The 24,938-nt window shown below is 46.9% G+C and carries 20 protein-coding genes and 4 pseudogenes; 20 read left to right on the top strand and 4 right to left on the bottom strand.

Annotated elements, in window-relative coordinates:
- Positions 1 to 111: 111 nt before the first annotated feature.
- The 5 genes and pseudogenes from UNITIG_RS23460 to UNITIG_RS07660 all read left to right on the top strand — a co-directional run bounded on the left by UNITIG_RS23460 (position 112) and on the right by UNITIG_RS07660 (position 4,093).
- Positions 112 to 375: a hypothetical protein gene (locus UNITIG_RS23460; RefSeq protein ID WP_101757850.1), complete on the top strand. Its 264-nt coding sequence runs from the start codon at positions 112 to 114 to the stop codon at positions 373 to 375.
- Positions 327 to 1,679 carry an FAD-binding oxidoreductase gene (locus UNITIG_RS07675; protein ID WP_101757849.1) on the top strand — a complete coding sequence of 451 codons (1,353 nt, stop codon included), beginning with the start codon at positions 327 to 329 and terminating at the stop codon, positions 1,677 to 1,679. Before UNITIG_RS23460 ends, UNITIG_RS07675 begins: the two co-directional genes overlap by 49 nt.
- Positions 1,680 to 1,733: 54 nt before the next feature.
- Positions 1,734 to 2,311, top strand: a pseudogene (locus UNITIG_RS07670) (UbiX family flavin prenyltransferase).
- A gap of 262 nt (positions 2,312 to 2,573) precedes the next feature.
- Positions 2,574 to 3,695, top strand: a complete 1,122-nt coding sequence (locus UNITIG_RS07665; protein WP_101757848.1) for an aromatic ring-hydroxylating dioxygenase subunit alpha — start codon at positions 2,574 to 2,576, stop codon at positions 3,693 to 3,695.
- Positions 3,696 to 3,775: 80 nt separating this feature from the next.
- On the top strand, positions 3,776 to 4,093 hold the full coding sequence (locus UNITIG_RS07660; RefSeq protein WP_101757847.1) for a 2Fe-2S iron-sulfur cluster-binding protein: 318 nt from the start codon (positions 3,776 to 3,778) through the stop codon (positions 4,091 to 4,093).
- A gap of 397 nt (positions 4,094 to 4,490) precedes the next feature.
- Here the strand turns inward: UNITIG_RS07660 and UNITIG_RS07655 are convergent, their stop codons facing one another.
- The 4 genes and pseudogenes from UNITIG_RS07655 to leuC form a co-directional block, all read right to left on the bottom strand.
- Positions 4,491 to 5,678 carry a TonB-dependent receptor gene (locus tag UNITIG_RS07655; protein ID WP_101757846.1) on the bottom strand — a complete coding sequence of 396 codons (1,188 nt, stop codon included), beginning with the start codon at positions 5,676 to 5,678 and terminating at the stop codon, positions 4,491 to 4,493.
- Positions 5,675 to 7,048, bottom strand: coding sequence for a TonB-dependent receptor (locus UNITIG_RS07650; RefSeq protein WP_101757845.1), 1,374 nt, complete (start codon positions 7,046 to 7,048; stop codon positions 5,675 to 5,677). The genes UNITIG_RS07655 and UNITIG_RS07650 overlap by 4 nt, the downstream gene beginning before the upstream one ends.
- Positions 7,049 to 7,330: 282 nt before the next feature.
- Positions 7,331 to 7,954, bottom strand: a complete 624-nt coding sequence (leuD, locus tag UNITIG_RS07645; RefSeq protein WP_101757844.1) for a 3-isopropylmalate dehydratase small subunit — start codon at positions 7,952 to 7,954, stop codon at positions 7,331 to 7,333.
- Positions 7,954 to 9,391 (bottom strand): annotated as a pseudogene (gene leuC / locus UNITIG_RS07640) (3-isopropylmalate dehydratase large subunit). Before leuC ends, leuD begins: the two are co-directional and overlap by 1 nt.
- A gap of 310 nt (positions 9,392 to 9,701) precedes the next feature.
- Between leuC and UNITIG_RS07635 the strand changes: the two are divergent.
- From UNITIG_RS07635 to UNITIG_RS24165, 15 genes and pseudogenes are all read left to right on the top strand, one after another.
- Positions 9,702 to 10,442 carry a sulfite exporter TauE/SafE family protein gene (locus UNITIG_RS07635; protein ID WP_101759219.1) on the top strand — a complete coding sequence of 247 codons (741 nt, stop codon included), beginning with the start codon at positions 9,702 to 9,704 and terminating at the stop codon, positions 10,440 to 10,442.
- Positions 10,443 to 10,521: 79 nt separating this feature from the next.
- Positions 10,522 to 11,379, top strand: coding sequence for an amidohydrolase family protein (locus UNITIG_RS07630; RefSeq protein WP_101757843.1), 858 nt, complete (start codon positions 10,522 to 10,524; stop codon positions 11,377 to 11,379).
- A 66-nt stretch (positions 11,380 to 11,445) separates the two neighbouring features.
- On the top strand, positions 11,446 to 12,648 hold the full coding sequence (locus UNITIG_RS07625) for a CaiB/BaiF CoA-transferase family protein (RefSeq protein ID WP_101757842.1): 1,203 nt from the start codon (positions 11,446 to 11,448) through the stop codon (positions 12,646 to 12,648).
- Between the two features lie 36 nt (positions 12,649 to 12,684).
- Entirely contained in the window at positions 12,685 to 12,993 is a 309-nt protein-coding gene (locus UNITIG_RS07620) for a hypothetical protein (protein WP_101757841.1), read from the top strand.
- A gap of 79 nt (positions 12,994 to 13,072) precedes the next feature.
- Positions 13,073 to 13,678 (top strand): DUF4437 domain-containing protein, encoded by a 606-nt coding sequence (locus tag UNITIG_RS07615; protein WP_101757840.1) that lies wholly within the window; start codon positions 13,073 to 13,075, stop codon positions 13,676 to 13,678.
- On the top strand, positions 13,675 to 14,094 hold the full coding sequence (locus UNITIG_RS07610; protein ID WP_145999121.1) for a hypothetical protein: 420 nt from the start codon (positions 13,675 to 13,677) through the stop codon (positions 14,092 to 14,094). The genes UNITIG_RS07615 and UNITIG_RS07610 overlap by 4 nt, the downstream gene beginning before the upstream one ends.
- A 79-nt stretch (positions 14,095 to 14,173) precedes the next feature.
- Complete coding sequence (locus UNITIG_RS07605; RefSeq protein ID WP_101757838.1) at positions 14,174 to 15,373, top strand: CaiB/BaiF CoA-transferase family protein; 1,200 nt, start codon at positions 14,174 to 14,176, stop codon at positions 15,371 to 15,373.
- Positions 15,374 to 15,461: 88 nt separating this feature from the next.
- Positions 15,462 to 16,370, top strand: a complete 909-nt coding sequence (locus UNITIG_RS07600; RefSeq protein WP_101759218.1) for a hydroxymethylglutaryl-CoA lyase — start codon at positions 15,462 to 15,464, stop codon at positions 16,368 to 16,370.
- Between the two features lie 107 nt (positions 16,371 to 16,477).
- A pseudogene (locus UNITIG_RS07595) lies at positions 16,478 to 18,540 on the top strand (hydantoinase/oxoprolinase family protein).
- Positions 18,541 to 18,555: 15 nt separating this feature from the next.
- Positions 18,556 to 20,426, top strand: a pseudogene (locus UNITIG_RS07590) (hydantoinase B/oxoprolinase family protein).
- Between the two features lie 297 nt (positions 20,427 to 20,723).
- On the top strand, positions 20,724 to 21,458 hold the full coding sequence (locus UNITIG_RS07585; RefSeq protein WP_145999120.1) for a hypothetical protein: 735 nt from the start codon (positions 20,724 to 20,726) through the stop codon (positions 21,456 to 21,458).
- Positions 21,459 to 21,544: 86 nt separating this feature from the next.
- Positions 21,545 to 22,429 carry a patatin-like phospholipase family protein gene (locus tag UNITIG_RS07580; protein WP_101757836.1) on the top strand — a complete coding sequence of 295 codons (885 nt, stop codon included), beginning with the start codon at positions 21,545 to 21,547 and terminating at the stop codon, positions 22,427 to 22,429.
- 129 nt (positions 22,430 to 22,558) lie between these two features.
- Positions 22,559 to 23,488, top strand: coding sequence for a metal-dependent hydrolase (locus UNITIG_RS07575; protein WP_235015306.1), 930 nt, complete (start codon positions 22,559 to 22,561; stop codon positions 23,486 to 23,488).
- A gap of 109 nt (positions 23,489 to 23,597) precedes the next feature.
- Complete coding sequence (locus tag UNITIG_RS07570; RefSeq protein WP_235015305.1) at positions 23,598 to 24,734, top strand: MFS transporter; 1,137 nt, start codon at positions 23,598 to 23,600, stop codon at positions 24,732 to 24,734.
- A complete protein-coding gene (locus tag UNITIG_RS24165) occupies positions 24,734 to 24,901 on the top strand; it encodes a hypothetical protein (protein ID WP_235015304.1) in 168 nt (55 codons plus the stop codon). Before UNITIG_RS07570 ends, UNITIG_RS24165 begins: the two co-directional genes overlap by 1 nt.
- The last annotated feature ends 37 nt before the right edge of the window (positions 24,902 to 24,938 follow it).

The raw sequence follows: 24,938 nt of genomic DNA, 5'->3' as shown, positions 1-24,938 counted from the left end.
CTATTTGTTTATTGTTGATAAAAATCAAGCGGCGTTAGCGGGATAGCGCTAAGTTAATGGGTGGTTTGATACCACTATCTATTCTTAAGTACTAGCTGGGTTGAGATTTAAATGTCAGTTGAATTGTTGTTTCAGGAATTACGCGCTGTAGTAGGTGCCCAGCATATACTTGCCGATGAAGAATCTTGCCGGCTTTATTCTCAGGATGTATTTACCCGCAGCATCGTTGCAGCGTTAGTTGTGCGACCTGCTAATACCGAGCAGTTGGCCACTGTGGTGCAACTCGCGGTAGCAGCTGATTGTGCAGTGATTGCCGGGGTGGTGGTATGTCTTATACCAGTGGTTATGTACCGGTTGAAGAGGCAACAGTGCTGATAGATACCAGCCGTATGAATCAGGTGCTTGAGATAAATACCGAAGATATGTTCGTCACCGTTGAGGTCGGTTGTAGTTGGAAAAAATTACACGATAGTTTAAAAAATACCGGCTTGAGAACGCCTTTTTGGGGGCCGCTATCGGGTATGCATGCAACGGTAGGTGGGAGTATTTCCCAAAGTAGTGTTTTTTTTGGTGCGGGTTTATTTGGTGCCTCTGCTGATTCTGTGGTGAGCATGCAGGTGGTGCTGGCAAATGGCGATGTGTTGTCTACTGGCTCGGCAGCGCAAAAAAACGGCACGCCTTTTTTTCGGCACTTCGGGCCTGATTTAACCGGCGTGTTTACCTGTGATACCGGTGCCTTGGGTGTCAAAGCAACGATTACGCTGCGTTTAATGCCTGAATATAAATCAATGCGTCATGTGTCCTATGATTTTGATAATTATGAAGCGCAGATCAAGGCGCTGTCTGAAATAGCCCGTAAAAATCTGGCTGCACAAATGTTTGGTACCGATCCTGGATTGGGTCAGGTACGCGCACAGCGTGATAGTTTGCTGAATGATGTCAAAGCGCTTGGTGGCGTACTCTCCGCTTCAGGCTCAGTATTGGGCGCGGTAAAGCAGGGTGCAAAAATCGCGTTGGCAGGTCGTCGCGTAGTAAAAAATGCCAGCTACCCCATTCACGCTAATATCGAAGAGCGCTGTGATGCTGCTGCAGATGAAGTCGCTTTGCAGGTTGAAGCCATTTGTCGGCGTTTGGGTGGTAAAAAAATTGAAAACAGTGTGCCGGCTATTGTTCGTGCCAATCCATTTAACCCACTTAATAATATGGTCGGGCCGCAGGGTGAGCGCTGGGTGCCGGTGCATGCGTTGTTACCGCATTCCAAGGTGCTTGAGTCAGTAAAAATGACTGAAGCCATTTTTGAAAAATACCAGGCGGCTATTGAAAAGCATAATATTATTACCGGCTTTTTATTCACTACAGTTTCTACCAATTGTTTTTTTATGGAGCCGTTGTGGTTTTGGCCTGATGAACTCAATGAGTTGCATCGAGCTACTGTGGAAGCGGGGGTGCTGGCTAAGCAAAAAGGTTTCCCTGCTAACCTGGAGGCGCGTGCCGCTGTAACAGCGATGCGAAATGAATTAGTACAAGCATTTTCGGAGATGGGCGCTTCACACTTACAGGTCGGCAAAGAGTATATTTATAAAGAGGGCTTAAAACCTGAGTCGTATGCCTTGTTGGCTGCTATTAAGCAGGTGGTTGATCCCAAGCGACGATTAAATCCGGGCTGTTTGGGTTTGTAAGGATGCGCTATGCTTAGTCATTATTATTTGTCGTGAATTTAAATGTGGAGTGTTATGTCTACTGCTGGAATAAATAATCGCCTTATTGTAGGTATATCTGGAGCCTCGGGCATCATCTACGGCGTGCGCCTGTTGCAGTTATTACAAAATACACCCATTGAAACCCATTTGGTGATGAGTAAGCCGAACTTACACTGGGCTATGAAATGGATCTCAGTGTCAAGGAGGTGCAAGCGCTGGCGGATGAAGTACACCCGATTAAAAATATTGCAGCCTCTATTTCCAGTGGTTCTTTTCCAACGATGGGCATGGTGGTTGCCCCTTGCTCTATTCGTAGTATGTCAGAAATAGCATCGGGTATTACGTCGACATTGTTAACTCGTGCTGCTGATGTAATCCTGAAAGAGCGTAGGAAGTTGGTTTTAATGGTGAGGGAGGCGCCACTGCATACGGGGCATTTGCGGACGATGACGTCGCTATCTGAAATGGGCGCAATAATTGCGCCTCCAGTGCCAGCATTTTATAACCGCCCTCAGTCGATTGATGATTTGGTCAATCATAGTGTCAGTCGGGTGTTGGATCTGTTTGATATTGATACCGGTGTTATTAAGCGCTGGGGTATTGATAGTTAAATTTTCGTCTCAGGTCATCTGCTCGCGAGGGTGTTGCGTAACAACACTGACCCTTGTTACAAGTTAGTTTATAAAATCGTAAAGATATGTAAAAACAAGGACTTAGCAGCGAACAGCGTATTATAACCATCCCAATAACATTGCTGTTTGGTATAATGCATCGCGGTTTTTAAATAGCACCGGCAATTTGCATTTTAAGCTATTGGCGGCACGGTAAAGAACAATTGTAGGAGAAACCTATGTATATCAATTTTTGGTACGCATGGCTGAAAGCGCCGATGTGCCAGCGGATGCTCCCCATCGCGTCACTTTTTTAAAGCAAAACTTCGTGATTTATCGTGATGAAGAGGGTAATGCCCATTGTTTGCATGATGTTTGCTCCCACCGCGGTGGTTCTTTGTCGAAGGGCAAAGTGAGAGGCAACAATGTTGAATGCCCTTATCATGGCTGGCAATTTAATGGTGAAGGGAAGTGTGAATATATTCCCTCTCTTGGCAGGGATAACCAGAAAATTCCAGCGCGTACTAAAATAGATTCCTATCCTGTTCATGAGGAGCATGGTGTGATTTGGGCTTTTCTGGGTGATTTGCCGGAAGAGGAGCGCCCACCGTTATTACGTCCACACAATAACCCTAATGGTCAGGACTATACTGATGAAAAATGGCGCTGGGTTACCCAGACCTGGGGATTGAAATCAAACTATGAGCGCAATGTCGAAAACGGTGTTGACCCTGCCCATAACGAGTTTGTGCATGAACGTCATGGCTTCAAAGGCGCCAGTTTGGAAACCTATAAAGTGCAAGAGTACGATTTGGTGACGCATGATTGGGGTGCTGGTTTTATGCTGACTTTTCAGGCGCCACCTAGTACCCATGAGGCTGCCCATGCAGGTGAAACCTCTCGTACTGAGGCTGGTGATTTGGAAGCAGGCGCTGGTCACAGTGGTCCTAATAATGTGTGGACCTATATTCACATTACGCCGACTAATTGGATGCACCAGTATTTATACGAAACGCCGATTGATCAATTCAACACTAAAGCGTTCAATGTCAGCATGTGTAACTTCCTGCCAGAGGATGTTGCTGACGACGATGACATTCGTGATATGAACGGTGTTATCGCCGAAGATGATGTGATCGTGCTGGAAGAAATTCAGCCGCCATTAACACCAGACAATATGACCTCTGAAGTGATGATGCCGGCGGATAAAATGATTATTTCCTACCGTAAGCAATTAAAGGAGTGGGATGCAAAAGGTTGGCGTATTGATGCGGATCAAATCGATCGTGATAAGCATACAAAGGTCTATGCCATTCCGTCGCCAGCGCGCCGTACTGAAAAAGGCTGGGTGTTTGATCCAGTACCATTAATGCCGGCAAAATAATATTATTAAGTAATTCCCTAAGCCGTTAAGTGCAAATGCCTTAGCGGCTTTGCTTTTTAAGAAATCTAGAGGTTTAAGTAATGGCAGTTTTGAATGTGATTGATCGTGACGGCAATGAGGCCGTTATTGAGTCTGATACCGGATACAGCATTATGGATGTATTGCAGGCTAACGGTCAGGATGTGGCGGCAATCTGTGGTGGTGTTGCCTCTTGTGCTACCTGTCATGTTTATGTTTCGCCAGAGGTGATGGCCACGCTGCCGCCTTTAGAGGGTGATGAGCAGGTACTGGTTGAAGAAAGTGAATACTATAAAGAAGGGCAGTCGCGATTGAGTTGTCAGATTCAGTTTACCGAGGCGCTTGATGGGATTCAGGTGATTCTGGCGCCGGAAGATTAATATCAAATATTTACAGAAAAAAACCAGCTTTTGCTGGTTTTTTTTGCTTTGAAATCTATAAGGTTTGTATTTCAAAGTAAATTCGCAATCAATCTCCGTAATGCCCGCTTCGCGTGCGCCTTTTAAATTTTTTATTAACGCCATTCTATGAAACATCTTTGCAGCTTGAATTAAATCTTCACAGGCTTTCTGGGTGAGTTTGATATTGTCATCTGGCTTGTTGGCAAGTGTTAAAATATCTTTGTGCCGAGCATTGTATTCCTCTGAATGCTAAAGCTAATGTGATGGTTAATGGCAAAAGGATATGAAAAGCGTTTTCGATAAGTAGTTAATATTTGGAAAAAGCCAGACATAAAAAAGGGGAGCTAAGCTCCCCTTGTACTCTCTAAAGTTTAACTTAGAAGTTGTATTTTACCCTGATACCCGCTGTGCGTTTTGAGCGAGGGTTTAACAGTACCTGGTCGCGCAAATTGTCTGCAAATCTTGGGAAGGTGACCGCACTGGCTGGCGAGTCTTCATTCTCAATATTGTCGACATAAGCAACTACTTCGTAGTTTTCAGCTTTAATACCCGCCTTAATGTCCCACACAATTGAATCGTCAATTTTGCTCAAATTGTCGGTTGTTAACCAGCGCTCTGACATATAGCGACCGTCAAGTTGAACAAATCCATCGAATTGATCATTGATAACAAATTCAAAGTTATTATTCAACTGCAAGTTATGCTTGGGCGTATAAGGCAATTCATTACCAGCTTGATCGGCGTCTGGGTCTGCCAGTATCTCCTCTGGAGTGAGGCCAGACGAGGGGATGCCATAGGCGCTTTGGTTCAAGAAATCGACGATTTCAGTATCGATAAGCGCGTAGTTTACCGTAGAAGTCCAGTACTCATTGACAGCCATAACCACCTGCAGTTCAAGTCCTCGAATTTCCGTTTCACCTAAGTTATCAACGTAGGATTGCGGTGTACCGGAGAACGTATTGTATTCACGGTTATTCGCTTGCTTGTCGGTGTTTTCCATCAGGAAGACGGCGCCGTTTACGATAATGCGATCGTTATACCAAGAGGTTTTCCAGCCGAATTCATAAGATTTCAACTCTTCCTGTTCGTAGGTTAGCTTGTCGATATCAGCGTCTACAGCAGAAGAAATATCAGGTTGGATGCTATGGCCGCCAGGCTTGGTACCCTGAGCATAAGACGCATAAAGCATGACGCTATCGGTGAGATAGTGTGTGAGCACGAGTCTAGGGTTAAACGCTTCAAAGTCGCCGTCAGCATGTGCCGTGGGAATGGCAGGGTTGGCTATGCTAGGAGACATGCCTGAGCCAACACCGTTATCATAGTTAATATCAAACGTTTCTTCCTGATAGCGAAATGATACAGACACTTCCCAGTCTTCGACAAACATCCAGTCAACGCTACCATAAAGCCCAAATGATTCAACTTCACGTTTTGCGAGGAAAGGCGTGCCATCCCAGGTAATGGTTTGAATGTTTGGCGCAAATCCTGTCCCAGCATTACCTGTTACAGTGCCGCCGCGATTGAGGTTGCTACCGTTGGCGGTTGAGTAATCAAATTGTGTTATTTTTCATCATAGTATTCTACGCCTACCAACCAGCGAAGGTCATCGCCAGCATCAAAGCTTAAACGGAAGTCCTGAAAGATAACTTCGCGTTCGTAATCCCGGTCTGAGCGGTAATTAAAGGGGTTATCTTCATTAACCCAAGGGAATACAACCAATGGACTTAGCTGAAAGAATGGTAGACCTTGATTGCTGCATGAGTCTGGAGCGCCGAATGGTAGAGGAGGGCAATCGCCTACAGAAGTGACTGTTGGTGATTGATCGAGGTCAAATTTATCGGTGCCTTCCATGTCGGTATAGGCTGTGTTCGAGCTGAAGGTAAGGTCGTCGGAGATTTCATAGTTGATCAAAGTAGTCCACTGCAATAACTCGGTTTCGGTACCCATCTTGCTGGTGTCGGATAGCCCGATATAGGACTCTTTGAAATCAGAAACGGTGCCAGCATAGCGAGATCCTGCATCCGTTTCGCCTACCGTTGCCGCCGCTGCATCACAATTTCTTACATCTACACCTTCTGTGATGACTTGTACACGCTCTGTGCCATTGCGAGTGAAACAGGCGTTGGCTTCAGCCACGCCAACAGCTACATGGCCATTGTCGAGATCGGCGTAGTCAAGCCGGGTTAATATTTCCAAATCATCCGTGGGCAAAAATTGTAGTGTTGCAGAGATCGATTGGGTTTCTTCTTCACCCAGATTATTACCTGTTTCAGGGTTGGAGTATTGGCCACCGGTTTCGGAGTGTGCAACATTGACCCGGTATAATATGTTGTCTGTGATGGGGCCTGTGACGCCAACTTTTACTTTGTAAGTATCCCATTCAGCAACTTCGGCGTTAACGTTGCCTTCAAAAGTAGATGATGGCTTTTTGGTGATGTAGTTGATAGCGCCACCAAATGCGTTTCGACCGAACAGTGCGCTTTGCGGTCCTCTAACAACTTCAATGCGGTCTAGATCGTAAAGTCCTAATGACACTAGCTGACCAGCACCCGTACCTACTAATGAATCCGAGGTGAAGTCGACGCCATCGACAAGTATCGCGACATTAGCTCGCCCTGATAGCGGGGTTAGGCCTCGAATATCCGGGCGTAAATCCTGGCTGCCGATACCCCGAGTGAATGTTAACCCCGGGGTTAATTTAATAACATCTTCGGTTGTTTCAATGGCTTGTGTCTCAATGTCGCTGGCGCTAAACGCGGTCAGAGAAATGGGTACATCTTGCAAACTTTCAGTTTGCTTACGAGCAGTTACCAGTATTTCTTCAACAAACAAGTTCGGCTGTTGGGCAAAACTTTGGCTGCCTGTGGTTAGCGAGGCCAAGGCAATAGCGGTGGCTAGCCCGGAGCGCCGTAATGTGACTTTGGGTTTGTTCATTGGTAAATCTCCCACGATTTAAGATGAAGTCTCTGTTGTGATGTCATTATGTAACTACTTTAGTTGATGCTTTAAATTGTTGTAGTTATGGATACGTTGTTTTAAAAACAAATATCTAATTGAGCATAGATAAAGAATACAAAGACGTAAAGTTATATGAATAGACTTTTTAACTAGTTCACACTTTTTTGTCTACCCCAATTAAGCGATTGCTCAATAAAACATCAGGAATTTGATTTTTGTCAGTTTTTTAATGGTTTGTGGGTAACGGTAATCGGGGATTTAGCTTAGGTAGACCCAGCTTCTTTGCTGTAGGTCGCGCTGTTCAAAGGCCTCAATGGCATCGCTCATCGACAGAGTGAGGGCGATCGCATCCAGTCCTTGCAGCAGCATGTCACGGTGCGAGTCTTCCAAATAAAAATTGCAGCTAGTGCCGGTGCTGGTAGTGACGGTTTGCTGGGTTAAATCAATGACGAGTTTGTTGTGTTGCGGAGCGCGGCTAACAAAATCGGCTAGCTGGTGAATTTGCTGTTCTTCTAAGCTGATGGGCAGAATACCGTTACGAATACAGTTTTGATGGAAAATAGCGCCGAAGCTTGGGGCGATAATGGCACGAATCCCGTATTCTTTTAGCGCCCAAACCGCATGTTCTCTGGATGAGCCGCAGCCAAAATTATCACCTGCTAACAGGATGCTGGTATTGGCATAATCCGTTTGATTCAGAATAAAGTCCGGGTTGCAATCGCGGCCACCTGGCAGGGTATAGCGCCAACCTGCAAATAGGCCCTGACCAAGCCCCTGCTTTGAAACCAGTTTCATTTCACGGGATGGAATGATGGCGTCTGTATCGATGTTATTGCGCAACAGTGGAGCGGCGATGCCGGTGTGTACAGTAAATTTTTCCATCAGTTTGCGACCTGTTCTTCTTTGGGCTGAGAGTTGGTTGTTAGCTCCCTCGGGTCAGTGATTCGCCCAGTAAGTGCGGATGCAGCCACAGTGATGGGGCTGGCCAGATGCGTGCGAGTGTTAGGGCCCTGACGACCTTCAAAATTTCTATTGGTACTGGAGATCACGCGCTTACCTTCGCCAAAGGTTTCGCCGCCGGCATAGAAGCACATTGAACAGCCTGAATCGCGCCATTCAAACCCGGCTTCAGTAAAAATTTTGTCCAGTCCTTCAGCTTCGGCTTGCCGCTTTACATTGCGGGACCCGGGGACAATGACTGCAGAAACTGTGGTCGCAACCTTGCGGCCTTTTACCAGTGCAGCAACCATGCGTAAATCACTGATACGGCTATTGGTGCAGGAGCCAATAAAGGCTGCATCAATAGCCAATTCATTAAGATTTTGTCCCGGTAGGAGGCCTTGATAGTTCAGCGCTTTTTGGCAGGATTCCTGGTCATGGCTATCACTAAAAGCGTCAGGGCTTGGTATTTGGCTGTTAATCGCGGCAGCATGTTGAGGGCTTGTGCCCCAAGTGACTGTAGGGCTGATCGCTGCTGCGTCGATTAAGATTTCGCGATCAAAGGTGGCGTTTTCGTCACTGTGTAATTGCTCCCAGTCTTTTACAGCCTTTAACCACTGCTCACCCTTAGGGGCGTGACGTCGTCCTTTGATGTAGTTGATGGTGGTTTCATCGGGGCGACAATGCCACTGAAAGCGGAAAATTCGACGGCCATATTGCATAGTGTAAGTCGTGCTTCTATGGGGAGCGACCGTATTGCCGAGCCGGCAAATTCAATGGCATAACCTGAGCCGCCAGCAGTGCCGTATAGGCCAATAAGGTGCAAGATCATATCTTTAGCGGTGACGCTGGGCTGAGGTCGCCATCAAAACATACGCGCATGGTTTTGGGTTTTTGTACCCGCAGAGTATTAGTTGCTAATGCGTGTTCGGCTTCGGATGAGCCTATTCCCCAAGCGAGGGCGCCCAGTCCACCCAGAGTGCAGGTGTGGCTATCGGGGCAGACCAGTGTAGTGCCGGGTAATGCTATAGCCAGTTCTGGAGAGATAACGTGTGCAATGCCCTGATCTTTATCATTGATGTCGTAGAGAGTAATGCCGGCGGCATTAGCGGATTCACGGGTAGCCTTGATAAATAGATGGCCCGATGGCATCAGGGTGTTATCGCTGCGGCCGGGGAATGTGTCGACAATATGGTCCATGGTGCAAAAGACGCGGGCGCGGTCCCGGATGGTCCGGTTATCGGCTTCCAGGCTTTTTAAAGCGATGGAGCCAGTGCGTTCATGGAGGAATATGCGATCAATATAGATAAGGTGGTTATCGTCCCCCAAATCTGCAACGCAATGCTGATCCCATAATTTTTCAAAAAGTGTTTTGTCCATTAAATCAATAACTTAAGTCTAGTTGGCAGCTAGTGGGTGTAATTCAGGCAGTATATTTTACAGTGTTCGCCGTTTATTTCCCCTTGCATAGTGAGACATATGCTAGCATAATTTCTATCAAATGTATTAACATTATATCTTTATGGTATTTGCCATTTTCTCTTAGGAATCATATGGTGCGAGTTGCTGTTACAGCGGACTGGCAAGGATTATCCGGGGTGGCAGTTAGCGCGTATCGCTAATCGGCGATAACGGCCGCGATTCACAATCACACTTGGCTTGGCTATTGGCTGGGCATTATGAGAATTACATGTTTACAGCCGAAATAAATGTACTGATCGTCAGTGCAGCCACGATTGCTTTTGTGCATACCTTAATGGGGCCGGATCATTATTTACCCTTCGTCTCGATGGGTGTGGCCAGACGTTGGACGGTAAAAAAAATGTTAGCTGTTACTGCTTTGTGTGGCTTTGGTCATATTCTTGGCTCCATTGCTTTGGGGTTTTTAGGTGTGGCATTGCAGTGGCAGTTGGGTTCATTGGAGTGGCTTGAGTCGGTGCGCGGTGATGTGGCTGCCTGGTGTTTGATTGCATTTGGTTTGGTGTATTTCGCCTGGGGGATACGCAATGCATATCGCAATAAACCCCATACGCATGTGCACAGTCACGGTGGTGAAGTGCATGTGCATGAGCATACCCACCATCACGCCCATGCCCATGTTCATGATCAAAAAAGCAAAGCGTTAGCGAGTAGTGATGCCGCTGTGAACAAGTTGGGTCCTTGGGCAATTTTTGTCATTTTTGTTTTGGGCCCTTGTGAACCATTGATTCCGTTATTGATGTATCCCGCAGCCAAAGAAAACACCTTGGGTTTGATAGCGGTGACGGCGGTGTTTGGTGTGGTAACCATGTTAACTATGATGCTGGCTGTATTTGTCAGTGCCACCGGTTTGAAAAAAATTCGCATTCCAGCGTTGGAGCGTTTTGGTCATGCCATGGCTGGAGCGACCATTTTTGGTTGCGGTTCCTCTATTGCCTTTTTGGGTTTGTGAAGCACCGGGGTCCAATAGATAAGATTTATTGCCAGATGTTTGAAGTTCGATTTTTGGCATAGCTGTTAAGGAATAAGTAATGAGCGAAGATTATCAAGCAATTGATGCAGTAGTGAACATCTGGACGACTGAGGCGTTGTCACATCGCCCTGGTTGGACTGACGGTTTTTTTGTCGACAAGATGAAAGGCAAAAATGACAGTGGCGGTATTTCACTGGAAGTCATGCTGGAAAAAATGGATGAAGCCGGTATCAGTATCGGTTTTTTAGTAGCAGCCAAAAGTGGTCGTCCTGGCTTGCCAGGTTCTTACCATATGCCGCCAGAAGTGGTTGCAGATGCAGTGCAAAAATACCCGGATCGTTTTCGTGGTTTGATCGGCATAGATCCGTTTCAGGGTATGACTGGTGTGCGGGCAATGGAAGATGCGGTTAAAAATATGGGTTTTATCGGCGCGCATTTATATCCGCACTGGTATGAGTTACCCCCTAATGCTGCCAAGTACTACCCCTACTATGCCAAGTGTATCGAGCTCGATATTCCGGTGCAGATGCAAGTTGGGCAATCAATGATTTATGCGCCAGAGCAGCCTTGTCGCAGTGTCGGTCGCCCTATCTATCTGGATGATATTGCCTGTGATTTGCCAGAGTTAAAACTGGTCGGCTCGCATGTGGGTATTCCCTGGACTGAAGAAATGATCGCGATGTCCTGGAAGCATAAAAATGTGTATTTATGTACGGATGCTCACAGCCCCAAGTACTGGCCCGAATCGCTGGTGAAATACATTAATTCTTATGGTCAGGACAAAGTAATTTTTGGATCGGATTTTCCAATACTGCAATTCAAACGCACCATTGATGAAATTGATGCATTTGGTTTGAAACCGCAGGTACGTAAAAAATTCATGAACGAAAACGTGAAAAAATTATATAAGTTATAGGCAGAGCCCGGATCTCTGGTTATAGCTATCCGGCATTAGAGTTAACGAGAATTAAGAGAGAAAATAATGGCATCGCCTTTAGACGGTATTAAAGTAATTGAAATGACCAGCGTGGTACTGGGCCCTTATGCTTGCCAGATGCTGGGCGATCTAGGCGCAGACGTCATAAAAGTTGAACCCATAGATGGGGATACCAATCGTAACCTTGGCCCTCATCGCAACGATGCAAAAATGGGCTCTATGTTTTTGGGTTGTAATCGTAATAAGCGCAGTATTGCGCTGGATTTAAAATCGGATGATGGCAAGGCTGCGTTGCGTGAACTGCTTAAGGGCGCCGATGTTATGGTGCATAACTTTCGCCCGCAAGCGATCGATCGTTTGGGGTTCTCCTACGAAGCAGTGAAAGAAATTTCAGCGGATATCGTGTACTGCGGTGCTTATGGTTATGCCAAAGAGGGTCCTTATGGTGAAAAAGGCGCTTTGGACGATTCTATCCAGGCCGCCTCAGGTGTTGCCATGTTGCAAAGTATGGTGGAAGGTGAACCGCGTTATTTGCCAACGATTGTGGCGGATAAAACGACGGCGATGATGGTAGTGCAATCGGTATTGGCTGCACTGTTTCATCGTGAGCGTAGCGGCGAAGGGCAAGCAATAGAGGTGCCAATGTTTGAAACCATGGCCTCTTATATTATGACTGAACATCTATGGGGTTTGAGTTTTGAACCGCCAATTGGTGAGGCTGGTTATGTGCGTTTGATGGCGAAGCATCGTCGCCCTTACAAAACCAAAGACGGTTTATATCTGGCTGTGTTGCCGTATTGGGATAACCATTGGAATACGTTTTGTGAGTTGGCTGGGCGACCTGAGTTGGCAGCAGATCCGCGCTTTTTGACTATGGGTCTACGTTTGCAAAACATCAACGAATCTTACAAGGCAACGGGTGAAATTATCGCTACCCGTAGCCGTAAAGAATGGCTCGATTTACTGGGTGAAACCAAAGTGCCAATGATGGTGGTGAACACGCTGAATGGTTTGGTTGAAGATGAGCATTTGGTGGCTACGGGTTTTTGGCAAGAGTTTGATCACCCCAGTGAAGGCAGAATCCGGATGTCCAAACCGCCGATGAATTTTTCCAAAACCCCGGCAGAAATTCGCGTGTTGCCGCCGTTGCTGGGTCAAAATAGTGTAGAGGTATTGTTAGAAGCCGGTGTCGATCAAACTAAGATTGATGCCATGTTAGCTGCGGGCACGTTAAAAAAACCTGCTTAAAATTTTGATAATAAGTGAAAAAGCTAGGAGATTGTTATGACTTTTATGAACACCAAGATCGACTACGATCGTAGCGCTGAAGAAGAAGCGTGGATCAAGGAAGAAACTGCTGAACAGGAAGTGCGCTACCAAAAAATTTACGACGAAATGGATGCGCTGAAGACAACACGAGAGCAGTGGTACGCCGAGTTCTTTCATCGTATAAAAACTCGTGGCTTTAGCTTCGATGGTGACAATAGAGCGCCAGTAGCGGAAAAAGATATTCCCATCAAACCAGACGATCGTGAAGATCAAGTTATCTGGAAATATGGTGAGTTTTCCATCGAAGAAATTGAAGGCAAATAATTTCTTTTTTCATACGACAAGAATTAGTGCAGATGTCCGTTAAAGATATCTTACGCAAAGAATAAGTTAGGAGAATAAAATGGCACGTCCACATATTGAACCGTTTTGCGATCGTGATGTTCATTGGAAAAACATGACATTACCGGGTATGGGTAAAGGTTTTAGTTACAAAATGCTGAGCATGGATAACGAAACTGGCGCCTGTTCAATGACAGTACAACTGGAGGGTGGATATAAACGTGCGCCTGGTTTCAGTTGGTCAGAATATGAAATGCTAATCATCGAGGGTTCATTCACTCTGGCTGGCAAGCGCTATGGTAAAGGCCATTATTTTTATGTGCCTGCTGGTTATTCTGTCGGTGCGTTAGCCACTGAACAGGGTGCAAAAGTATTAATGATGTATAACACTAGTGCACCTAGCCACATTGAGAGCGATACCCATCACGCGTTGGCGCAGGTAGGTTTGTATCATGATATTAGTTCTTATGATGATATTCCCTGGGTGTCTGGTGGTGTAACCAGTCCAACCGTTGCTACCGGTTGTTTGGTTAAGGTATTGAACTTTAACCCCAATACACATGCACTAACCTTCTTATACTGTATGACCCCTAACTTCAGTCAGGATAATATTTCTTATCACGATTGTGCTGAAGAGTCGTATCACATTTGGGTACCAGCTGGATGATGCAGTTTGGCGAAATCCCAACCGGTGGTTACTTCTGGCGTCCGTCTTATATTAACCACGGTTCTTTTGCATCAGCTTACGGCTGTATCGCACTGGGTCGTACCGATTCGAAATTGTTTAACCACTTCCACTACAACCCATGGACTAATCCAGTAGAGAATGCTGATCGCTCGTTGGCGCGTATGGAAAAACGTGACCCAATGTTGTATCGCTGGGGTTATAGTCGTCATCACAATCACCCACACAGCATTAAGGATTTTGAAGACACGATGATTCGTCGTGGTGGTATGGCTGATCTGGATTTGGCGTCGGGCCATGGTCATTACCATGAGTACGAGCGTGATCACGAGCATGGTCATTCGCATCCTGAAGGCGAGCCACACGACCACGGTCATGGCCATGACCACGAGCATTGATTGATAGCTTGGCGAACAGGGGTGGCGCAGCTTGGCTGCCCCGTTGTTAGATAACATTTAAAGAAAGACTGAGACATAAATGAATAAACCACTAGAAGGCATCCGCATTATTGACCTTACCCATATGTTGTCAGGTCCCTATGGAGCCATGATTCTTTCCGACTTGGGCGCAGATACGATTAAAGTTGAGCCGCTGCATGGAGAGGGAACACGTAAACTACTCGCTACTGACCCCAATAACTCCATTGATGGCATGGGTGCGTATTTTATTACGCTCAATCGTAATAAGCGCACGACCTGTATGGATCTAAAGTCCGAGCAGGGGTTGGCGTTGTTTTATGATTTGGTGAAAGAATCCGATGTGGTTATTTCAAATTTTGGTGCCGGTGTACCGGCTAAATTGAAAATCGATTACGCTCATCTTGCCAAAATCAACCCGAAGATTATTACCTGTACTATTTCCGGTTTTGGTTCTGAGGGCCCTGGCGCTAGTCGTCCCGCATTTGATCAGGTAGCGCAAGCCTATGGTGGCGGTATGTCTATCACTGGTGAGGATGCCAAGCACCCGATGCGTGCCGGTATTCCGATTGGTGACTTGGGTGGTGGCATGTTTGCGGTGATGGGTATCCAGTCTGCGCTGCTAGAGCGGGAGCGTTCTGGTAAAGGCCAGCACGTTGATATATCCATGGTTGATGTGCAGATCTCATTGTTGAACTATATGGCTACCATGCACTTTTTGTCAGGTGAAGATCCGTTTCCGATTGGCAATAGCCATTTTGTGCACGTGCCGTATAACACCTATCCAACCCAAAACGGTCACTTGGTCATTGCTGTCATTACCGATAATTTTTGGCAAAACCTAAAGCAAGTGGTTAACTACGATGGTTTTGATAAGCCTGAGTTTGATGGTCAGCCTGGACGTCTGGCAGCAAAAGATTATATCGATGGCAAGTTGAATGAAATTTTTGCTACCAACACCACTGAGTTTTGGCTGGCGCAATTAAATGAAAAACGTATTCCTGCGGCACCGGTAAATAAATTTTCCCAAGCCTTGAGCGATGAGCAAGTATTGCACCGCAATATGGTTGTGGAATTAGGTCATCCCAGTGGCAAAAGTACTAAAGGCCCGGGTAATCCGATTAAATTTTCACGTACCAGCGAAGAGAGTTTTACGCCGGCACCATTATTAGCACAGGATACCGATACTATTTTGACTGAGGTGATGGGTAAGTCGAGCGAAGAAATTGCTGCATTAAAAGCACTAGGCGTTATTAAATAACGGAGTGTTATTTAATAATAGTTTCATCCAAAAATGAATAGAGCGTCCCGTTGGTAGGGGTGCGATGATTGAATGCGAAGGCAACATAATGGCAGATAAAGTTTTTATCAATGATGTAGGCCCCAGAGATGGATTGCAGAATCAAGCAAAAATCCTTACGCCTGGCGAGCGCTTGCAATTAATTGATGCGTTGGTGGCAGCAAAAATTCCAGCAGTGGAAGTCGGTAGTTTTGTAAACCCCAAGGCGGTTCCGGCAATGGCGGGTACCGATGAAATCGTGGCTGGTCTAAAACCTGGTAGCACTTATTTCTCGGCCTTGGTGGCGAATATTAAAGGTTATGAACAAGCAAGAGCTGCTGGTGTTAAAGCGGTTAACTTGCCTATAGCTGCCAGCAATACCATGAATGAAAAAAATATTCGCAAGCGCAATGATGAGGCGGTAGCAATGACCGCTGAAATCATTGCTGCAGGTAAAGCGGATGGTATTGATTCTATTCCTTACGTGGCTACCGCATGGGAATGTCCATTTGAAGGTATTGTTGATGAGCAGGTAGTTATCGATATTACCGCCAAGTTTTTTGCCGCTGGCGCAACAAAAGTGATTATGGCGGACACTATCGGTGCGGCTAACCCAGCCCAGGTAAAATCTTTATTTGAAAAATTAATTGCCGAGTTTGGTGCTGACAAGCTAGGTGCGCATTTTCATGATACTCGCGGGTTTGGTGTGGCGGATACATATGCGGCATTAGCGGCGGGCATTCGCACTTTTGATGCTTCTATTGGTGGTCTCGGTGGTTGTCCTTTTGCGCCGGGTGCAACGGGTAATGTTGCCACAGAGGATATTGTTGTATTGTTTGAACAGATGGGCTTTGATACCGGCGTTGATATGAATGCGCTAATCGCAGCATCAGATTTAGCCAAAGAGTTAACGGGTAATTGCGCTGGTGGTCATTCTTTGAAGTGGCTAAAGCGCCAACAAGAAAAGGGGAGTCTGTAAGACAGGCTTCAGGTGCAGCGCTAGATGCGCTGCCCCGTGGTTTATAAAATCTCCGCAACTGCGAAGAAAAAATAACGAAGATAAAATCTTAATCAGAGGAAAAAGCCATGAGTTATCGTCTCGGTGTAGATGTCGGCGGCACGTTTACCGATCTACTCTTAATCAATGAACAAACCGGCGAAACCTATACGGCCAAAGTGCCTTCAACTCCGCAGGATTCATCGATTGGTGTTTTGAATGGTGTGGCTCGTATTTGTGAAGAGTCCGGAGTTGACCCGAAAAAAATTACCCGCGTTATGCATGGTACTACTGTGGCGACCAATGCGGTATTGCAGGGTAAAGGCTCAGTGGTTGGTCTGGTCACAACCAAGGGTTACGAACATACCTTGCAAGTGGCGCGTTCTTTCTGCCCTGGCGGTTTGGGTGGTTGGGTAACGTTTAATAAAAGTCCGTTATTAGCGCCGCTGGAATTAACCATAGGTGCTGACGAGCGAATGGGTGCTGACGGCACAATTGTGCGCGAACTGAATGAAGCTAAGTTGCGCGAAGATCTGATTGCTCTGAAAGCCAAGGGCGGTATCGAAGCGCTGACGATTTGTTTTATAAATGCGCATATCAATGGCGAGAATGAGGCTAAAGCCAAAGTCATTGCACAGGAAGTTTCACGGATATTCATATTTCTATTTCCAGCGAAGTGGTACCGGAAATGCAGGAGTATGAGCGTACTGAAACCACCGTGGTGAACTCCTATGTTCGCCCGGAAGTGGCCAAGTATGTTGATAATTTGCAGAACGCGCTGAAAGAAAAAATGAGCGAAAAAACGCTATTGTCGATACTGCGTTCTGATGGTGGTTTGGCCTCTGGCCGTGCTTCCGCTGACTCACCGGTTAACTTGTTGATGTCAGGCCCCGCCGGTGGTGTTACCGGCGCGATCTATTTTTGTAGCCGCGCAGGCTACGATAATATTTTGACATTCGACATGGGTGGTACCTCAACCGATGTTGCCCTGATTCAAAACTCCAAAGCCCGTGTGCGTCGTGAAACTATTGTTGGTGATGTGCGGGTGCGTGCGCCGTCAGTGGATGTGCGTACCGTAGGTGCTGGTGGTGGTTCACTGGCATTTGTACCTGAACTCACTAAAGCGTTAAGGGTTGGGCCTGAGTCAGCCGGTGCCGTACCAGGGCCAGCGTGTTATATGAAAGGTGGCGAGCAGGCAACCGTCTGTGATGCCAATGTGGTATTGGGTTATCTGCCTTCAGATGCGCAGCTAGGTGGCGCAATGCAAATCAATCGCGAAGCTTCAGTAAAAGCGGTGCAACTGATTGCTGATGCAGCCGGCATTACCTTGATGGAAGCAGCAGAAGGTATTATCCGGGTTGCCAACGAAGCGATGTTTGGTGCGCTGCGGCTAGTGTCGGTAGAACAAGGTTATGATCCGCGCGATTTTGCCCTGGTCGGTTTTGGTGGTGCTGGACCATTACATGCAAATGCGATGGGTGTTCTGTCTGACGCCTGGCCGGTCATTATTCCGCCTGGACCGGGTGTATTGTGCGCCTATGGTGATGCCACTACGCAGGTGCAGGATGAAGCCACTCGTACCTATATCCGCATGGCGGAAGATGTTACTACCGAAACATTAATCGAAGATTTATTAGAGTTGCAAACCCGCGCCGGTGAATCATTGATCGCTGACGGTATCCCCAGCACTGAGCACGAAGTGACTTTCCAAGCGGATTTGCGCTATGTCGGTCAGGCATTTCAAATCACTGTTGAGTTTACCGAAGCGGAAGTACGCGCTCAGGGCATTGATTTGCTGAAGAATCAATTCGATGCTGAGCACGAACAGTTATTTACTTTTAAACTTAGTGATGGCCATGAAATTTTAATGATTCGTTCCGTTGTAAAAGCGAAAGCGAAAGCGATTGCCGAGAACACCATGGGTGCTGATGGCGCTAGCCTGGAAGAATGTAAAATTCAGGATACCAGCTTTTACTATAACGGTGCTGATCATGCCGGTGCTTTATATGACCGCAGTAAGTTACACCAAGGGCTTACTGTGGTTGGCCCTGCCATTGTTACAGAAATGGATTCAACCACTGTGGTGTTGCCGGGCTATGAGGCCAAAGTCGATAAGATTGGTAACCTATTGATTAATCCGGTTAACGCATAAAAGAGGAGAATAACAATGCCAGCCAAAATTATTGAAACCAATAGCACTCCTCTTCAAACCGTTGAAGTGGATGGTGTAACGATTGATATTATCGAAAACGCGTTAAAAATGCCCGTGAAGAAATGGACGCGGTTTTGTTCCGTACTGCTATGTCTCCCGGTATTCGCGAACAGGGCGATTGTTTTCCAATGATCGCTAACAAAGAAGGAAAAATGGTAGTAGGGCAGTTTGGCTCTTTTATCGGTCCATTTATGGAAGTCTATGACGGTGAGTTGGAAGAGGGCGATATCCTGCTGACTAACGATCCCTATATGTGTAACGCTGCAGTATCACATTTACCGGATTGGTTGGTGTTAGTGCCGGTGTTTAAAAAAGGACGTCATATTGCCTGGTCTGCGATGTTTGGTCATATGTCGGATAACGGTGGTATGGTGCCGGGCTCAATCCCCATTGAAGCGACCAATATTTTTCAGGAAGGTATTCGTATTCCACCGACCAAGTTGTACAAAAAAGGTGTGTTGCAATCGGATGTGCTGGAATTGATTCTACACAACGTTCGTACCCCTCAGTGGAACCGTTTTGATTTGAATGCTTTGGTGGCGGCCTGTAATACCGCTGCGAAACGGGTATTGGAATTAACCGAACGTTTTGATGATGATATTTTACACACCGCTATGGGTGTTATGTTAGATCGTAACCGTGCCGCCATGAGCCATATTATTCAAAACTTTGTGCCTGAAGAACCGCGCAGTTTTGAAGATTATCTGTGTGATGACGGTAAAGGCATGGGGCCTTACAAAATTAAATGTACGATGTGGCGTGAAGGCGACAAGGCCATTTTTGATTTTGATGGCACTGATCCGCAGGCCCAAACTTCGGTAAACTTTTACCTCAACGAAGATATGTTCAAAATGTTCTTCGGTTCATTCACCATCAATGTGGTTGATCCCCATATCGCTTTTAATGATGGTTTTTATGATCTGGTAGATGTGCGTATTCCTGAGGGCACATTGTTGAAACCTAAATTCCCGGCTGCGCTTTCTGGTCGCACGCACGCATTGGGTCGTATTTTTGACGTGTTAGGTGCTTTGTTAGGGATGGGCGCGCCTGAGCAGATGTTAAACGCGGCGGGCTTTTCGGATTCACCTCACCTGTTTTATTCGGGCTACGATAACCGTCCCGGTAAAAATGGCGAGTGGTTCCAGCTATTCCAAATTGGTTTCGGTGGTATTCCTGGCCGTCCGATTGGTGATGGTCCTGATGGGCATTCATTGTGGCCGGGCTTTACCAACGTACCAAACGAGTTTATCGAGTCGTATTTTCCATTGCGGATTGAAAGCTATGAAACCATTCCCGATTCAGGTGGTGCCGGTTTGCACCGCGGCGGCAATGGCTTGAGCGTTGCCTATCGTTTTCTTTGTGATGGTGAGATCGGTATTCACGATGACCGTTGGCTGATGTACCCCTGGGGCGTGTTAGGCGGTGAAACCGGTATGCGATCAACCAAGAAACTGGTGCGCGTGGATGGCTCGGAAGAGTTTGTGCCGTCCAAGTGTGAAGGTATTCATGTTAAAACCGGTGACGTGTTGTTCTTTAACACCTGGGGTGGTGGTGGCTGGGGTGATCGCTATGCTCGTGACCCACAACTGGTAATGGATGATGTTAATCGTGGTTTGGTGACCGCTAAAGGTGCTGAGCGCTATGGTGTGGTAGTGGCCAATGGCGCGGTAGATCAGGCGGCGACATCAGCCTTGCGTGAAAAACTGATCGCCGAGCGCGGTGATGATATTCCACTGTTCAATTACGGTGGCACGATTGAAGAAATCAAAGCGCGCTGTAAAGAGGAGACTGGTTTTGAACCGCCAGTAGCGCCGCTGTTTCGCTAGCACTGCAGTTTTTAATCCGCTAGCGGGTATTATCAAGCCGGGCATTGCCCGGCTTTTTTGTGCCGCTGTATTTGGCGGTATTAGAAAATGACGCATTGATTATAAAATGATTTCGGCTAATATCAGGCGTTTGGTCATAGGGGCTGATTAATCAAAAGCTTACCAGTCGTTGATGTTACCGGCTACGGCGAAACTATTACCTATAACACCAAGGAGGGAACAAATACCCCTCTGACTGGCGCCAAGCAAAAACCTGAATTAATTCAAATAATACGAAGGGACTATTTAGTGAGGCTTATGATGAGACGAGAGAAGCTAATAAATAAAAACTGGTTGTCAGGTGTGTTATTGGTAGCAACTTTACCGCTAGCTACACAGGCCGAAGAGTGGAACTACCATGCAGAGGTTTATGTGCTGGCAGCTGATGTTGATATCAGCGCGCGCGGGCAAACGGCTACCGCCGAATTTGATGATATTCTGGACGATTTAGAGTTTGCCTTTTTTGGCTCCTTAGCTGCTAAGCGGGGTCAGCTAGCACTCATCATGAATATATTAAATGTCGACGTGAAGGCCAGTGAGAGTAATGTTCGTGGGCCGATTACTACCCATGTAGAAACTGAATTGGATACGTTTGTCACAACGCTGGCAGTTGGCTGGGAGTTTTATGGTAACGAAACTACCACTTTACACAGTGTGGTGGGAGCCAGATTGTTAGCAATGGATACCAGTCTCAAGGTAGAAGTAGAACCATTTGCAGAGACCGGTGACAGTAAATCTTCTGATAATTGGGATGCGGTGGTCGGTATACAGGGTTACGCCAACTTTTCAGATGATTGGTATCTCAGTTATTACGCGGATGCTGGCGCGGGAGCTTCGGACTTCACCTGGCAGGCTTCGGTTTCTATGGTCTATCGCTTTTCTCAGTTCGATGTAGCGCTGGGTTATCAATCGATTGAATGGGAGTTTGAAGATGAACTGCTGGATGACTTACAGATTGCTGGTCCAGCAATTGGGCTGCGGTTTAATTGGTAGCATCAAAGTTGTGTTGATGCGCGAAATGCTAACCTATTGGTGGGCTTGTTGCTTGGTCGTTTATTGGTTTTCGGTATTGGATTTTTATGGAATCTTCAGGTAAATCTATTTCTCTGGTGCTGGGTAGTGGTGGCGCCAGAGGCTTGGCACATATTGGTATTATTCAGTGGCTGGAAGAGGCTGGCTATAAAATTGAATCGATTGCAGGTAGCTCGATAGGGGCTTTGGTCGGTGGGGTTTATGCGCTGGGGAAACTCGAGGAGTTCAGTGAGTGGGTCAAGGCCATTAATACAGTCGAAATGATTAAGCTACTCGACTTTTCCTTAGGCTCGGGCGGTTTGGTCAAGGGCGATAAAATTATCAGTACGCTGCTGGCGTTAACCGGCGATAGTTTAATTGAAGAATTACCGATTGCGTTTACCGCTGTCGCAGCGGATATGACCAATGAAAAAGAAGTGTGGATGCGACGGGGCCCCTTGTTCGACGCTATTCGTGCGTCGATTTCCCTGCCGTTAATTTTTAAGCCGGTGGAATACCGTGGCGTACAGTTATTGGATGGCGGTATTTTAAATCCCGTCCCTATTGCGCCAACCTTTGGTGATCATACCGACTTAACAATCGCAGTGAATTTATCAGGGCCGCCAGATTTAACCCAGCAATTACCTGAGCATAAAGAGCCTAGCGAAGAGCAGAAGCGCTCGGTGATTTCGCAAAAAGTGTCCAGTTTTATTGATTCCATTATGCCCGTTACCACTACGCCAAGTAGTGTCAGTATGTATGCCATCGCCTATCAGGCCATCGATGCGATGCAGGGTACTATCGCCAGACAGAAGCTGGCGGCCTATCCTCCTGATCAAGTATTAGAAATACCGCGCAATTTATGTGGGATGTTGGAGTTTGATCGCGCTGAAGAAATGATAGAGTTTGGTTATAATCTGGCGCGTAAAGAAATTCCGTCGTTAATTAGATAGGTTTATTAACTAGCGACACATTATCGACTTAAAATATCAATAACTAAACGGTAGTTTTATGGACCCCATTACCCAAGGCGCACTTGGTGTATCACTGGCACAGTCATGCAGTCGCCCTAAGCAATTAGCGTGGGCAGGCTTGTTCGGTATGCTCGGGGCATGGCACCGGATTTGGATGTATTGATCCGCTCCAATACTGACCCATTGTTATTTTTGGTCTATCACCGCCAATTTACGCACTCTGTATTTTTTATTCCCTTTGGCGGTTTTATCTGCGGTCTTTTGTTGTACGGGCTGTTGGGCAAGCGCCGTGGTTTTACATTAAAACAGACGGTCTTTTTTACCACGCTGGGTTATGCCACTCATGCCTTGCTGGATGCTTGTACCACCTATGGTACCCAGTTACTGTGGCCATTTAGCAGTGAGCGTTTTGCCTGGAATAGCATGCCGATAATCGATCCGGTTTATACCCTGATTATTATTGCGCTAGTGGTCGCGGCCGCCTTGCGAAAAAACCCACTGCTTGCGCGCATCGCCCTGGCTTGGGTGCTGGTTTATCCCATGCTCGGGTTGCTGCAGCGGGAACGTGCAGAAACCCTGGGTTGGCAATTGGCACAACAGCGCGGGCATCAACCACAGCGGTTGGAGGCAAAGCCCAGTTTCGCTAATTTATGGGTGTGGAAAATTGTCTATGAGACTGAGCAGCGTTTTTATATTGATGCGGTCAGAGTGGCGATAGATACAGCCGTTTATGAAGGTGATAGCGTTGAAAAATTAAACCTGCAGCGCGATTTGCCATGGCTGAATGCGGACTCCCAGCAAGCGCAGGATATTGAGCGTTTTCGCTGGTTTTCCAATGGCTATATTGCCAAAGACCCACGGCGACCTAATCGTATTATTGATGTGCGTTATTCCCTGGTGCCCAATGAAATTGATGCCTTGTGGGGTATTGGTTTGCAACCTGATGCGGGCTTGAATGAGCATGTCAGTTATCTCGCAGAGCGCAACAGCACGCCGCGGCATCAACAAGCCTTTATGGATATGTTGCTGGGGCGTTAGTGTCTCGGCGGTGATATGTGCTGATTTGTATAAAATGTTATCCCGCTGAATCTTTTTCAGCTGGCGTTAATCGTTATACTGTCTGCCTCATTCATTAGTTGTTTCTCCTATGCCTCATCGTCAGTTTTCTGCTCCCTACCGATGGTATGTGCTAGCACTGCTAACGCTCGGTTATATTTTTAATTTTGTTGATCGGCAAGTAATGACCATTTTAATCGAGCCGATTAAAGATGAGTTTGGTGCCACTGATACCCAAATGGGTTTGCTATCGGGTTTTGCTTTCGCGTTGTTTTATGCTTCGTTAGGCGTGCCCGTAGCGCGCCTGGCAGATAACTGGTCGCGTCGCAATGTGCTGGCGATTTCAATGAGTATCTGGAGTGTGGTGACGGCACTGTGCGGTTTGGCCGGTAGCTTTTGGCAGCTGGCTTTATTGCGTATCGGTGTGGGTATAGGCGAGGCTGGTGGTACGCCGCCATCGCAGTCTTTGATTTCAGAATATTTCCCACCCGAAAAACGCTCGCTGGCGCTGGGCATTTATTCTATAGCGCCGAACCTAGGGATTATCGTTGGTCTGTTTGGCGGTGCCATTATTGCCGATGCCTATGGTTGGAGGATGGTGTTTTTTGTATTCGGTTTGCCTGGTGTGTTACTGGCGCCGATACTGTTCTTCACCCTGAGAGAACCTAAGCGGGTAGTGGCTTCGGTTAATCGAAGCGGTGAAACACTAATGTCGACGATTAAACAGATCTGCGCCGTGCCGGCGTTTATCTATATTTCGTTGGCGGTGGGGTTTACGGCTATTTCCGGCTATGGCATGGGCGCCTGGTCGCCGAGCTTTTTGGTGCGGGTGCATGGTTTGAGTTTGGTGGATGCCGGTTTATATTTAGGGCTTATCGGTGCCTTGTGCGGTGGTGTTGGTGCCGTATTAGGTGGCTTGCTGTGCGATAAATTATCGGCGCGTAACCCGGTGTGGCAGTTACGGATACCGGCGATTGGTGTGTTGATTTCGTTTCCCTTGCAGTTGGCGTTCGTGTTTTGGCCTGAGCAAAGCACAGTGAATGTGTTAGGTTCACAAGTACCGGTAGCAGTACTCTTCAGTGCGGTAGCCGCCATGTTTGCAGGCTTCTGGGTAGGCCCTACTTATGCGGCAGTGCAAAATATTGTGCCGCCATACTGGCGCGCGCAGGCTTCGGCCTTATTGCTGTTAGCGTTTAATTTATTGGGCATGGGTTTGGGCCTTTATTAGTGGGAATGTTGAGTGATGGCTTGGCCGCCAGTCATGGTGAGCATTCAATCCGCTATGCGCTTGGCTGGAGCTTGTTAACCATATTGATCGGCGTATTATTTTATTATCTTGCCAGCCGCCATTATGGGCGGGCCTTGCAGCAGGCGCAGCAGGCCGCTGCCAAATAGTATGCTGCAGAGCTACTGTGGATCTGTCGTTTCTTTA

Source organism: Oceanicoccus sp. KOV_DT_Chl (assembly GCF_900120175.1).
In the GTDB taxonomy this organism is placed as follows: domain Bacteria; phylum Pseudomonadota; class Gammaproteobacteria; order Pseudomonadales; family Dasaniaceae; genus Oceanicoccus.
The sequence above is the reverse complement of the archived record's forward strand: the minus strand, read 5'-3'. Positions and strand labels throughout refer to the sequence as shown.

Coding starts and splice junctions, on each gene's coding strand:
- UNITIG_RS23460 (WP_101757850.1), top strand. CDS start 112: ATGTCAGTTGAATTGTTGTTTCAGGAATTACGCGCTGTAGTAGGTGCC.
- UNITIG_RS07675 (WP_101757849.1), top strand. CDS start 327: ATGTCTTATACCAGTGGTTATGTACCGGTTGAAGAGGCAACAGTGCTG.
- UNITIG_RS07665 (WP_101757848.1), top strand. CDS start 2,574: ATGGCTGAAAGCGCCGATGTGCCAGCGGATGCTCCCCATCGCGTCACT.
- UNITIG_RS07660 (WP_101757847.1), top strand. CDS start 3,776: ATGGCAGTTTTGAATGTGATTGATCGTGACGGCAATGAGGCCGTTATT.
- UNITIG_RS07650 (WP_101757845.1), bottom strand. CDS start 7,048: ATGAACAAACCCAAAGTCACATTACGGCGCTCCGGGCTAGCCACCGCT.
- leuD (WP_101757844.1), bottom strand. CDS start 7,954: ATGGAAAAATTTACTGTACACACCGGCATCGCCGCTCCACTGTTGCGC.
- UNITIG_RS07635 (WP_101759219.1), top strand. CDS start 9,702: ATGTTTACAGCCGAAATAAATGTACTGATCGTCAGTGCAGCCACGATT.
- UNITIG_RS07630 (WP_101757843.1), top strand. CDS start 10,522: ATGAGCGAAGATTATCAAGCAATTGATGCAGTAGTGAACATCTGGACG.
- UNITIG_RS07625 (WP_101757842.1), top strand. CDS start 11,446: ATGGCATCGCCTTTAGACGGTATTAAAGTAATTGAAATGACCAGCGTG.
- UNITIG_RS07620 (WP_101757841.1), top strand. CDS start 12,685: ATGACTTTTATGAACACCAAGATCGACTACGATCGTAGCGCTGAAGAA.
- UNITIG_RS07615 (WP_101757840.1), top strand. CDS start 13,073: ATGGCACGTCCACATATTGAACCGTTTTGCGATCGTGATGTTCATTGG.
- UNITIG_RS07610 (WP_145999121.1), top strand. CDS start 13,675: ATGATGCAGTTTGGCGAAATCCCAACCGGTGGTTACTTCTGGCGTCCG.
- UNITIG_RS07605 (WP_101757838.1), top strand. CDS start 14,174: ATGAATAAACCACTAGAAGGCATCCGCATTATTGACCTTACCCATATG.
- UNITIG_RS07600 (WP_101759218.1), top strand. CDS start 15,462: ATGGCAGATAAAGTTTTTATCAATGATGTAGGCCCCAGAGATGGATTG.
- UNITIG_RS07585 (WP_145999120.1), top strand. CDS start 20,724: ATGATGAGACGAGAGAAGCTAATAAATAAAAACTGGTTGTCAGGTGTG.
- UNITIG_RS07580 (WP_101757836.1), top strand. CDS start 21,545: ATGGAATCTTCAGGTAAATCTATTTCTCTGGTGCTGGGTAGTGGTGGC.
- UNITIG_RS07570 (WP_235015305.1), top strand. CDS start 23,598: ATGCCTCATCGTCAGTTTTCTGCTCCCTACCGATGGTATGTGCTAGCA.